Origin of the sequence: Paenibacillus sp. W2I17 (assembly GCF_030815985.1) — a bacterium.
In the GTDB taxonomy this organism is placed as follows: Bacteria; Bacillota; Bacilli; order Paenibacillales; family Paenibacillaceae; genus Paenibacillus.
The window spans coordinates 624730-637689 of the sequence record NZ_JAUSXM010000001.1 but is presented as its reverse complement, the minus strand read 5'-3'; the positions used below and the strand labels follow the sequence as shown (position 1 = coordinate 637689).

The 12960-nt window shown below is 50.0% G+C and carries 11 protein-coding genes; all 11 read right to left on the bottom strand.

Features of this window, described 5'->3' with window-relative positions:
* Positions 1-266: 266 nt before the first annotated feature.
* The gene (locus QF041_RS02940) at positions 267-908 is read right to left on the bottom strand and encodes a nucleotidyltransferase family protein (RefSeq protein WP_307411672.1); all 642 of its coding nucleotides are present in this window, start codon (positions 906-908) and stop codon (positions 267-269) included.
* A complete protein-coding gene (locus QF041_RS02935) occupies positions 880-2157 on the bottom strand; it encodes an XdhC family protein (protein ID WP_307411669.1) in 1278 nt (425 codons plus the stop codon). Before QF041_RS02935 ends, QF041_RS02940 begins: the two co-directional genes overlap by 29 nt.
* A 42-nt stretch (positions 2158-2199) precedes the next feature.
* Entirely contained in the window at positions 2200-3522 is a 1323-nt protein-coding gene (locus QF041_RS02930; RefSeq protein WP_307411666.1) for a 5'-deoxyadenosine deaminase, read from the bottom strand.
* 95 nt (positions 3523-3617) lie between these two features.
* Positions 3618-5213, bottom strand: a complete 1596-nt coding sequence (gene ggt, locus QF041_RS02925) for a gamma-glutamyltransferase (protein ID WP_307411663.1) — start codon at positions 5211-5213, stop codon at positions 3618-3620.
* A complete protein-coding gene (locus tag QF041_RS02920; RefSeq protein ID WP_074095406.1) occupies positions 5207-6448 on the bottom strand; it encodes a pyridoxal-phosphate-dependent aminotransferase family protein in 1242 nt (413 codons plus the stop codon). Before QF041_RS02920 ends, ggt begins: the two co-directional genes overlap by 7 nt.
* Positions 6449-6454: 6 nt before the next feature.
* A complete protein-coding gene (locus QF041_RS02915; RefSeq protein ID WP_307411659.1) occupies positions 6455-7762 on the bottom strand; it encodes a Zn-dependent hydrolase in 1308 nt (435 codons plus the stop codon).
* Positions 7759-8691, bottom strand: a complete 933-nt coding sequence (locus tag QF041_RS02910; RefSeq protein ID WP_307411654.1) for an amidohydrolase family protein — start codon at positions 8689-8691, stop codon at positions 7759-7761. The genes QF041_RS02915 and QF041_RS02910 overlap by 4 nt, the downstream gene beginning before the upstream one ends.
* The gene (locus QF041_RS02905) at positions 8660-9163 is read right to left on the bottom strand and encodes an amidohydrolase family protein (RefSeq protein ID WP_307411651.1); all 504 of its coding nucleotides are present in this window, start codon (positions 9161-9163) and stop codon (positions 8660-8662) included. The genes QF041_RS02910 and QF041_RS02905 overlap by 32 nt, the downstream gene beginning before the upstream one ends.
* A gap of 43 nt (positions 9164-9206) precedes the next feature.
* Positions 9207-9584 carry a hydroxyisourate hydrolase gene (gene uraH / locus QF041_RS02900; protein ID WP_100527441.1) on the bottom strand — a complete coding sequence of 126 codons (378 nt, stop codon included), beginning with the start codon at positions 9582-9584 and terminating at the stop codon, positions 9207-9209.
* A complete protein-coding gene (pucL, locus tag QF041_RS02895; RefSeq protein ID WP_307411645.1) occupies positions 9584-11089 on the bottom strand; it encodes a factor-independent urate hydroxylase in 1506 nt (501 codons plus the stop codon). The genes uraH and pucL overlap by 1 nt, the downstream gene beginning before the upstream one ends.
* A 239-nt stretch (positions 11090-11328) precedes the next feature.
* Positions 11329-12951 carry a PucR family transcriptional regulator gene (locus tag QF041_RS02890; protein ID WP_307411642.1) on the bottom strand — a complete coding sequence of 541 codons (1623 nt, stop codon included), beginning with the start codon at positions 12949-12951 and terminating at the stop codon, positions 11329-11331.
* Between the last annotated feature and the right edge of the window lie 9 nt (positions 12952-12960).

Below are 12960 nucleotides of genomic sequence, written 5' to 3'. Positions count from 1 at the left end.
CCTTGGGCAGGAAATTCAACCGTCTGATCCAGATAATTCTTCAAATCATATGAGAGTTCAGCAGCAACGTCAATTACCTTTACATCGTTTTGGATAAATGTATAAAACCTGTGTTTTATTTGTGCTTGATGCATCAAGATCTATCGAAAGCTAACATAGGCTCTCTTTCACCATACGTGAAAAGAAGATAAAAAGGCCAACCAGACTACCTGGCTGACCTGATCATGTAATTAAATTATACATAGTCATTAATCTTCTCCTGTTATTTAGTCTGTCTGCTGCGATTCATATACATGACTCAGAATGCGTTTCAATTCCGGTTCTGTATCCGCATCCCAGAAACTAGTCTCAGACAGTGGCACATGTACACCTGAATAGTTTGCGCTACGCATAATCTTACGTGCCCCCTCATCTCCATGCAAGGACAACAGAGGGCCAAACATATGGGAGCGAAAAGCAACAGGCGGCTTGCCTCCCTCACCGTCGGTAGCTGCGACATAGTCACTCAGCTTGTGGGTAGCCAGTGCTGTGGTCACTAGATTGATATCCTGTGCTTGTAATAAAGGCTGATCACCCAGTAACATGAGAATGCCCTCCGGTTTGTACTCCATGGCCGACAATACACCAGAATGAAGAGAATTGGCCATGCCGCAGGCATAGTCAGCACAGACCACAATTCGAAGTCTTGCTGTGGGATGATAGGCATACGCGGCAGAATCAAACCATTTTACAGGCAGCCATGCCAATGAATCTTCCGGTTTGACCACACAGATCACTTGATCCAACTCCGAATTCAGCGCAGCTTCCAGTGACCATGCAGCCAGGGACCTCCCGTCAGGCATGACAACTGAGAGTTTATCTCGACCAAGGCGACGACTCTTACCTGCTGCCAGAACTATGCCCGTCATTCGCATGTGCAACGCTCCCCTTCTGCACATCGGAACTCAAGGAAGAAACCTTATGTTTACATGCGATCAATTCTGCTGCAATGCTGATGGCAATCTGTTCGGGACCGTCTGCTCCGATGCTCAAACCAACGGGAGAATGCACATATTTCAACGGTGGTAAGCCATCCAGCAGACGGGCTGTTCGTGTTTTGGAACCCATGATGCCAAGATACGCGTACTTACAGTCCACTAACATCTCTAACAGTTCACGTTCGCGGGGAAAATTGTGACTCATTAAAATCAAATAATCTCCGTTGTTTACGTTTAACAGAGGCATAATCTCACGTGGGAAACCAAGTACAAGTTCAGTTTCTGGAAACCTTTCCGAGGTACATAAGGACTCTCGCCAATCGGCTACCACAACACGGAAGCCTGCGGATTGGGCGAGTCTGGCAACAGGAATAACATCATCCCCAGCTCCGATGATAATCAGGCGAGGTTTAGGCGTGTACAGCGAAGTAAGTTGCTGCGGAAGCTCCCAGGGGTTCGTTGAAATCCCGTCGTTTGTCGGTATTTCAGCATCAGTATCAGAGAAATGTTGTGAATCACCGGATAGATGGGAAGAGTGAGATTCGTTTGACGTAGCAGTTACCATTTCAGGCACAAGCGTAAGGCGAGGTATGTCGGGAGAATGTTGTTTTGATGCCGAATGTTCATGCTTGATATTCCCACTGCTGTGTACATCAACCTGCAATAAAGCTGGATTATAGTTCGCCACGCGATCATGAGGAGGGACGAGCGAAGGACGCAAGATTGGCTGGCGCCGAGTACCCGTTGGTTCAATCCGTTTCCAGCCATATTGAACCTTCGTATAATCATCTTGGAACGTTCGGGTTAACGCTGTTGCAATGCCGGATTGAAAACACTCGTACATCTTATGCAACGTATCTCGGAGTTCACCACACACAGGTTCAAGCAACACAACAACGAGTCCGCCGCAGCCAATCGTCTCCCCCCAGGACAGATCATCTTCGGGACGCATGTCGTACTCCGCAAATTCCATCTGGTTTGTATCCAGCACACGGCTCACCCGGGCCTGAAGATCACTCTCCAGACATCCCGGACTGATACTGCCATACATTTTGCCATCCTCGGTCAACAGCATAGAGACTCCCTGCTTACGGTAAGCATGACCCTCTACCTTAATCGCTGTTGCGAGCACACAGCGCGTTTCACGGGCTGCAATTGCACACAGATCATGCATTTCCATAGCGGTCTCCATCCTTTCTGGAATTGCATAAACTTCCTTCGATCAGATACGTTTCATCAATCTCGCAATACTCTTATCCGACTCACGCAGCACAATGCCACGATCAATCGTCTGAATCTTACGATTCTTGAGCACGATACTTCCGTCAATAATAACGGTATCCACACAGCTACGTGTTGCGGAATACACTACGCGGGAATAGACATCCGTCTCATAGGAAGGGTACGTGTGGAAATCATCCAGATCCAGCAGCAGCATATCTGCCTTTTTGCCCACTTCGAGGCTACCAATTTCCTTCGACAAGCCAAGCACCTCTGCACCACCCATGGTAGCCATACGCAATACAGTCCGGGCATCCATCACTGTTGGACCATGAGGAATCTTCTGCATCAGCGCTGTGAGGCGCATTTCCTGAAACATATCCAGATTGTTGTTGCATGCGGCACCATCTGCCCCAATCCCAACCGCGATCTGTCGATTCAGCAGATCCGGAATATCTGCTACCCCGGAGGAAAGTTTCATATTTGATCCTGGACAGTGAGTGACTTTCACACCGCGTTTGCGGATGATCTCCTTCTCTTCTTCACTCAGCCATACACAATGGGCAAGCACCAGTCTCGGAGTCGCCAGCCCGATATGATCGAGGTATACGATGTTACGCATTCCGCGTTCGTGTTCTACCAGTTCGATCTCTCCACGATTCTCGGAGGCATGGGTGTGGACTTTGACATGATATTTATTCGACAGGTCGCGCACCTCTACCAGCAATTCTTCGGTACACGATACAACGAAGCGTGGACAGAAAGCATATTGAATGCGACCTCCGCCAAACCCGTTCCATTTCTCCAGCAGATCCACACTCTGTTGCAGCGAAGTTGCTGTATCCTCACGCAAGAGTTCCGGAACCTCGTCCCCATGATCCATCATCACTTTGCCAGAGATGACCCGGATGCCGCTCTGTGCCATCGCCTGAAACGCCGAGTCCGTGTGATGTACCGTCTCCATATCCAGAATGGTCGTGGTTCCGCTGGAGATCAATTCGCCCAATCCGAGCATTGCTGAATAATACACGGACTCCTCATCATGCGCTGCTTCCAGCGGCCAGATACGTTGACGGAGCCAATCCATCAGTTCCAGATCATCCGCACGTCCACGGAACAAGGTCTGACACAGATGAATATGCGTCTGGATGAAGCCTGGCAACAGCACTTTACCACGAACATCAATGACTTGGTCAGCTTGCACGTCGATGTGCGCTGCAATCTCCTTGATTTTGTTATCCTCGATCAACAGATCTCCGATGAACACTTCCTCTTCTGCATTCATCGTCACAAGCTGTGCGCCTTTCAGCAGGATCGTTCCCATGCCAATCTCCCCTATCTGTGTCTGTCTATATAGTACAACTCATACATATTTACACTTTCACTCCAATGACAGACTAACCTTCCGATCGCTGTCTGTTACCACCCAATAGCCATTCCGTCACCTCTAGGGTCTGCTGCGCCGCTAATCATGCCGTCCGCACGAATGACAATGCCTTGCGACTGTCCCATAATCCCGTCCCACGGCGCTCTCGCTTCAACGTTATGTCCCCACTGGGCAAGGGTTGCACATACGTCATCGTGATATCGGTTCTCCACACGCATCGTATCGCCTTCTTCGCCCCAGGTACGTCCATACACCCAACGCGGCAGGCTGATCGCTTCCTGAATGTTCAGCCCGTAATCAAGCACTCCGGTAAGCACCGATAATTGTGTCTGCGGCTGACCTTCTCCTCCCTGAGTGCCCACGAGCATATAAGGTTTGCCATCTCGTGTAACAAGGCCCGGCATGAGGGTATGGAATGAGCGTTTGTTCGGTTCCAGTACGTTGGCATCTCTCGGATCTAGGGAGAAAAACGACCCCCGGTTCTGCATGATAACCCCCGTGTCCCCTGGAACATAGGCTGCACCGAAGTCAAAATACAGGCTTTGGATGAATGAAACGGCATTGCCTTCGCTATCAACAACGGCTGCATATGCGGTGTCCTGACCTATCGTTTTGGACAAAAACGGCTGTGCCACAGGTGGAGCAGACTGAATCTCATTCCACAATTGGTCTCCGTAATCCTTAGATAACAGATGATCCAGCGGAATGTCCCTGAAATCCGGGTCCGTCAGATAACGATCACGATCACGAAACGCCTTTTTCACCACTTCCGCCATCAGATGATAGAATTCCGGTGAGGTACGTGCTACAGAGGACAGATCCGTATGCTCCAGCATATTTAACATCATCAGCATGGAGAAACCCTGCGAGTTGGGCGGCATCTGATGAACTTCATAGCCGCGATACTCCGTGCTAACGGGTTTCACCCACTCGCCCCGATGCCCTGCAAAGTCTGCTGGTGCAAGCATGCCCCCATCCTCACGAATAGCCGAAGACAGACGATCCGCGAGTTCTCCTGTATAAAAAGTATCTCGCCCTTCCGTCTGAATCAGACGAATGGAGGCAGCAAGATCAGGCTGGATCAGCAGCTCACCTTCCTGCAAAAGTGTACCCAAAGGCGCAAATACCGCTCGCAGCGGTGTATGCCCCATAATGAAATCTTCATCCCTTTCCATCCACAAGCGGAGATTCCGGGACACAGGGCATCCTTTTTCCGCATACTGCGCGGCAGGTTCAAGCAACTGCTCCCACGGTAACTTACCGTACCGGGACCAGACTTCCCACCATGCATCCACGATTCCCGGAACCGTGATGGCACTAAGCACACCGCGCTGAGGGATGGCATTCATACCCATCGCTTTGAACGTATCCGCATGAATGCCTGCGGCTGAGCGGCCACTTCCGTTATAGGCGGTAATCTCACCGCTCGTTCCATCATGAATCAGGAAGAAGGCGTCCCCTCCAAGTCCGGTCATATGCGGATATACCACACCCAGTGTTGCACTGACCGCAACAGCAGCATCATAAGCATTCCCGCCCTTCTGGAGGATGGAGCTTCCCACTGCACTTGCCAGATAATGAGGAGTAGTAACCATGACCTCCCTGGAGATTGGCATCTGATTTAACATAAGGCGCCCTCCTTCCCTGCATACACATCCAATGCGGCCTGCACCGCTTCACCGGCAGGTAATACGTGACGATGACGGAGAAGAACAGCTTCCAGCGCTCCCAGCACATGAAGTACGTTCTTGCGTTGGCAGCTGAATCCCATTGTACCGATCCGCCAGATCTGCCCTTTTAACGGTCCAAATGAACTGGCAATCTCAATGCTGAAATCGTTCAGCAACATGCTGCGCACCGACTCACCATCAATCCCCTCCGGAATCGTGATACAAGTGACCACCGGAAGTTTGCTTGACATATCCCCGTACAGTTGCAGTCCCATTCCCTGAATTCCAGCAACCAACGCACGTTCATTTACCAGATGTCTCTGGAACCTGGCCTCCAATCCTTCTTGCAGCAGAATACGCAATCCTTCGTGAAGACCATATAGCATGGAAGTGGCCTCCGTATGGTGGTTCAACCTTGCTGAACTCCAGTAATCCTGCAATTGGCTCAGGTCAAAATAATTACTGGCAATCGTGCGGCCTTCTGCCCGCGCACTGGTTGCATCTCGCAGTCCGCGTTCAACTGTTTTGCGGCTCATCAGTTTCTGTTCCACACGACTGTTGTACGTAAGAGGTGCCATCCCTGAAGGAACGGACAGGCACTTCTGCGTACCACCCATTACCGCATCCAGATGCCAGGCATCCGTCTCTACCGGAGTCCCACCAATGGTTGCTACAGCATCCACGACGAGTAAGATATCAAGGTCGCGACAGGCTTTGCCAATCTCGGCAAGGGGCTGCATCTGACCGGTGGAAGTCTCACCGTGTACCATCGCAACCAGACTCGGTTTATGGGTATGAATCGCCTTAATCACTTCTTCCGGATCAAATACCGTTCCCCATTCCGTTTCAAAAAAAACAACCTCTGCACCGCAGCGTTCCGAGATTTCAACCAGCAGATGTCCGAATCGTCCGTAGATCGGGACGAGAACTTTATCACCGGGCTGGATCAGACTGACCAACACAGCTTCTATCCCTGAACGGGATGTACCATCGACTGGATAACACCACTCGTTATCTGTCATATATAACTCTCGTAGCATCGCCATCGTCTCGTTCATCAAAGATGTGAACTCCGGGTCAAACTGCCCCAGGATCGGAAAGGATAATGCTCTGAGTACACGTGGATCAACCTCAACGGGTCCCGGGGTCATAATGGTCCGCAAGGACGGAGATAACTCTTTATAGGTGGACATCTTCATTCAACTCCCGTAACCGTATTTATAGAGTAGCCGGACCAGAACCCGAAAACCGTGCACCAGGTCTGCTTCAGCTGTATATTCAAGTGGATTATGACTAATACCGTCCTGGCTCGGCACAAAGATCATGGCCGTCGGACAAGCCGGCTGAAAAATCTGTGAATCATGTCCCGCGCCGCTTGGCATTAGCCAATAGGACAACTGCTCCTGCTCACAGGTATCCTGAATGTCTGAGATCATCTCTGCATTCATAGGAATGGGCGTTACCGACAGATGTTCTTCCCAGTCCAGTCCGAGCTGCTGCTCGGCTGCGATTCGACTAAAAGCCTGGAGCATATCCTGCCAGCAGCGATCAATACTCTCCTGCCGGATATGGCGGATATCCAATGAAAATACCGCCCGTGCTGCAACCACATTCCCAACACCCGGATCGGCTGTGATTCGCCCAACCGTGGCTACCAGTGGTTCTCCTGCTTCCAATGCGATATTCCTTACCGCAGCAATCATCTCGGCTGCTCCGGCAAGTGCATCCTTGCGCCAGGACATCGGCGTCGTCCCCGCGTGATTCGCTTCACCGCTCACGGTGATACTGAGCCGCTTCTGACCTACAATGTCGGATACAACTCCAATCGAATGTCCAAGACGTTCCAGAACCTGACCTTGCTCAATGTGAAGCTCAATAAAGGCACCGTAATTTTTCGAGGCAGGTCTATATGCACTATCAGGTCCAAAACCCGCATCCCGGATCGCTTGAGCAAAGGTCACACCGTCTTGATCCTTCAGATGCTCTACATCTTCCAGAGACGTTATTCCTGTTATACTGCGTGAACCCCAATACGCAAAAGGGAATCGACTTCCCTCTTCTTCGCATAACGATACCACTTGAAGTGTGCGCTTCGGTGCTCCGAAATGCTTCTGCAAATACTCCAAAGCAAGGACACCCGCCACCACACCGTAAGCACCATCATATTTGCCGCCATACACCACAGTATCAATATGTGATCCGGTCACAATCGGTAATTCTTCAGCACCAGCCGCTGATTCCTTACCCTCGCTCTTGAGTGTGCCATACAGATTACCGGACTGGTCAAATTCGGTAGACAGCCCTTTCTCCTGCATTTTGGCTGCAAGGGCACCTTGTGCTTCACACCAAGCCGAGTCATACAACAGTCGTGTGACGCCGCCCTGTGCATCCGCACCGTATGTCGACAGCCAGTCAAGCATGGCCTGCAGCTCCACCTGTTCTACATTCGGCAAAGGAAGAGGTGCATTATTTGTACCAGATGACCGGTATACTCCAGATTCCGTCATGGCGTCTCCTCCATTCCCGCTTCGATGGGACTAGAAGAGTAAGCCGCAATGTGTTGCCCGAGAGGCACAGGAGATAATCCGGATTCCGAGTTGTAAACACGCTGCCCACGGCAAAATACGTCTGCAATCTGACAGTTAAATGTACGTCCCACATAAGGGCTCTGTTTATGCGTATAATGAAGATCCTCCGTGTTCAGGGTTGTGCTTTTCTCCCAGTCAATCAGGACCAGATCTGCATCCTTGCCAATCGCAATCTCTCCTTTGTTCTCCAGACCAAGCCTTCTGGCAGGCTGAAGGGAGAGCACTCTTCCGAGCAACGGGAGGTCGATATTACGCTGAAGATGTCCATCCTCCAGTATGATTAACAATGTGCTTTGCGCACCTGATATACCGCCCCAGATTTCGAAGAAGTTATCAGATTGTTTCATGGATGGCGGACAGGGAGAATGGTCTGAGGCAATAACATCAATCAATCCCGAAGTCAGTGCATCCCATAACTGCTCCTGTTCGGAAGAGCTGCGAAGCGGTGGAGCGCATTTCGCCACAGCACCCAAACGGATCACATCCTGATCGGTCAGCGTCAGATAATGAGGGCATGTCTCCGAAGTGACATCCTGCCCACGCCGTTTAGCCGCTGCAATTAAGTCCAGTGCTTCCCGGGTGCTAATATGCACAAAATGCAACGCACACCCGGTCTGTTCACCGTATTTCAACGCTCGCGCAACCGCGACGACTTCGGCTTCCGCAGGACGGGACCGGACATAATCCATCGGTTCAGTCCTTCCCACTGCAATGCTTTTCGCACCGAGTTGGGCAACCATGCCTTCGTCCTCTGCATGAAGTGCCAGCACACGGTTTAAATTTGCAATTTCATGCATCCCGTCTAGTAGCGTATGGTCATCGGCTCTGGCAAAAATATCTTCCCCCATCTCCACCCGGCTCAGACATAAATGCCTTGAATCCGGCAGCACCCAACCCTGCCAGTGGAGCAAGTTCATCACGATTGCCGGGAACCAAACCGCCCCAGAACGCATAATCAACATAGGATTGGTCTGCAGCTGCTTTCTTTTTCATCTCCCATGCTTCCGGACTTGTGGTTGGTGGTACACCGTTAAGCGGCATATCGACATAGGTAGTGATTCCACCTGCGGCAAGAGCTGCCGAACCCGATCGAAATCCCTCCCAACTGGCGAGTCCGGGTTCATTGAAGTGTACATGAATGTCCACGACACCCGGCATCACTGTAAGCCCCTCAGCTTCTATGATGCAAGTCGCTTCACCAGCGGTCAGCCGCGTGGATAGTTCCGTTATTTTCTCACCAGTAATGCCAATCTCCAGTTGTTCTACCCGATCTCTCAGCACCACCCGGGCCCCCCGGATGATGGTATCAAATGTTGTCATGTGGATGACCCTCCCCCTGAATCAGAACCGGATGTGTTCATGTTCAGCTTCCCCGGTATGTACTGTAACCTCCTGGAGCAATCAATAATGGAATATGGTAATGGCTTGAGGCATCAGATACGGCAAAACGAATTGGAACAATCGTCCATAATGCCTGGCCTAGCTCCTCCAACGAACGCTGTGCGTAATAACTCTCGACATGGAATTGAAGCTCATATATCGCTGACTCCAACTTGCCTCCATCCAGCAGAGGTGCATCCAAACGTCCATCCGCATTGGTCACGGACTCAGCCACTTTTATCTTGCTTTCCTGTTCTCCATCCCTCTTCAGGGTATACAGCTCGATCCGAACACCCGCAGCAGGCACACCTTTGGATGTATCCAGCACATGTGTTGTAATTCGTCCACCAGATATCGACATCAGACGTCACCTTCTTTCCCGGAGTTACGGCCGTCTGCTCCCAGATCATCCCTTGTCATCGAGAAACCCTGGAATCCATATGGTGGTCTCGGCTCGGTAAATACTTTGCCTTCTCCCTCTTTCACTTCCTCCAGCACCGTCTCCCAAGTCCGATTGTTGGACTCAAATGAAACCTCACTCAGTTGCTCAAATCGACTTAACAACCTTCGTCCAATCTGGTAGATCAGATGTTGAATGGAAGCGGATCGACACTCATGAAATACAGCAGCAGCCAAATCTCTGACCTGTTCACCCGCTACATACCGTCCACGCTGATCGTCCATGCCATCTCTCGGATCTTCATAACGCCAATTGATGTTCAGGAAAATAAATAACGGTCGATCCCATGTCTCTGGAAGAGTGGTATATTCATCCTGCATAAATCCGGCAAATTCACTGCCTTTGACCTTGATCAGTCTCAGATCGGCTACACCACTGAAATGGTTGCTGAGTTCAATCGAGTCTCCTGTTCGTTCTGCTTCCACGGCAGCTGTCGCACGATCATTCTGCGAATAACGAAATACGAGCGCACTCGGTCGATAACTTCCTTCTAATCCAATGGGTATATCTTCAAAAGGAATCTGGTCCGCTGTCATCTGAACCTTGCTCATCTGCGGATACGTCTGCAGGAAACGCCGACTTACCAGCGCAAGAAATCCTTCTACCGTTGCCCCTGTGTAATCCGCTGCATGTTTGAGAATGAAATTTTTCATCGAATCGGTTGCGACCACAAGCGAATTGTCCCCTTCTGCAAAAGAAGGCAAGAATTCATGCCCCTGCACAGCCACCTTGATGTTCAATCCAAACAGAATATTGCTACGTCCCATGAACGGAGATTCCGGAATGGACTGTATACCCGTCAACGGTTTGGCATAGGAACGGTACATCCACACATCCCCTTTGCCGTAATACATGGTCCGCTGCTGCACTGCGGTTGGCTTGCTCACGAACTCATGCTCATGACCGATCTGTGCAAGCCACTGCTCCAAACGAATGCCCGCGATCTTGAATACTTCCTTCAATGCAGTCTCGAATTCTTCTTCCCTGCCTCGGCGATGACGTTGCCTCATGGATTCGAGGATGGAACTTGCGGTATGGCCTTTAACAGCCAATATGAATGGAAAGCCAAATTGGCTTGTATATACTTTGTTTAATTGTTGAATTTCGTTGAATTGTTCTTGTGAAAGTGAATCCAGCCCTGCACCAGCCTGCTCCTGAACGGAGTTGCTGCTCATGCTGATTCGTGCTCCAAGATCCGGGTGATTTAGAAGCAACTGCAACTTCACCTGTTCATCCGATGCCTGAACCACGTTTTTCATCACTTTCATCATCTGTTCAAATGAATCAAAAGGTCGTGAAAGCCCGGCACGCTCAGCCACCCATGGTGATTCCTCAAATAAGCCGCCAAACGTATGCACAAACTGTGTGATAGACCAGTTGTTAACAAGTTTAATTAAGTCACTCATGTTAGAACCTCCGGTCTGTTGTAGATTATTGTTCTTCATTCTAAGTGCCGTTCAATGTCGCGACAACAATATTTACGCAATTTTGTAATATAACATAACATCAGAGTTGTGATTTGTTTGCTGTGCACGGGAAAATCAACCTTTGTGGTCCTCAAACATGAAAAAACCGCATTCCATCAAGGGAATGCGGTTCTCGGGGGTATGACCCGTTAGCGTTGTCATGTTGCACAATGTGCGGTCTAGAGTTGGACATTGTGCGGTCTTGCAGCTGCTTTGTCCCGCACGAACTTGCGGAAGGTAAATACCAGCTTTAATTTAAGCAGATCATTCGTTTTCTTAAAGTCCATTTGCAGCAAGCTGCCGACTTTCTCCATCCGGTAAGTGACCGTGTTGCGATGCACAAACAGCTGTTTGGCAGCTTCATTGATCAGTCCGTCATTCTCGATAAAGGACTCCAATGTATTCATCAGCACTTGATTGGGATCACCATCCCTGGCAAGTAACGGTTCAAGTACTTTATTGCAGTAGTTCTCCATGATGTTATCCGGTACGTGTTGGAACACATAGGCAAATTCGAGCATTTCAAATTGCAACGCACGGTCTTTCATACCGAATCGACGAGCCAGTTGTCGTGTATCCAGGCACTCCTGGTACGCTTCACGGAGCGACTTGGGCTCATGTTTCATTTTGCTGATCCAGAAACGCGGAGCCGGTGCTCCTTTCGCTTCTTGCGCTGCCAGAACATCACCGAAACGGCTCAAGAGAAAACTTGACAGCTCCTCTCCATAATCTCGCCCTGTTGGGCTGGTGTAGATGGACAGAATGCCATCCTCAATCTGAAAATGCTGTGAGGCAGTGAATTGCATCAGCGGATTGTATTGCAACTCGCGATGAATCTGTTTAAGCAGCTTTCCCTCGGCAAACACAGTTGGCTCAAGCGTGATCAGTACGCACTGATAAGTTCCCTGGAATAGATGTACACCTTTGTTTTCACTCAAAGTGGTCAATTCCTGAATGGTCATTTTGTTATCCAGATACTGTGAAAGCAGTGTACGCATCTCATCTTGCACGGTCGGATTAATATGCTCACGATAAGTCATATCCATATAAAATGCCAGTACATCGGCAGCCTGCTGGAACAGCTCTTCCTCCGCTCTAAGTGATAGGGCTGAATCGGTAAACACAAGCAAAGATCCGTATTCTTCATCATTTTGCTTGATGGGTACGCGATGACAACTTCCCTGATTCCATTTCACTCGGTGCATGACGGATTTCCAAGGCCAGCCTTGGGTTACAGCATCCCCTGCAATGCCTTCACTACCATACAGCACATGCCCACGTGAACCAATGACGGCAAGCGGATAGTTCAGTACCGTGGCAAGTTCGGCAAACACATTCCGATGTGGCTGCTGTTGCAGTGCAAACTGCATTAATTTTTTCTGTTTTTGCACAACCTCATGCAGCAATCGGTTGCTACGTTCATGTTCAGCCTTGAACAAGGCATTCATCTGGTCCGAGAAAGTGAATTGAAAGGGGAGCTCAAGCAGCGGTAAACGAAGCCGATCAGCTTCCTCGACAATACCTTGGGGAATGGACTGCCAGAAACGTCCCAGCTTGATGCCGAGTCCTGCACAGCCGCGTTCATTCAAACGTCGCATCAAACGTAGTGCATCCGTCTCACTGTCTTTCATAATAAAAGCGGTGGTGAACAACATTTCTCCGGATTTGATCCAATCCGCGATATCAGGAGCGTCCATGACGTTAACGGATTTCATCATCCGTGAAGTCCCTTCTCCACCCGCAACCAGTTTGGCCTCTGACAACGGGTACACCTGTAAAGCCTCTTTAACCGTAAGTTGCATGGACACTAC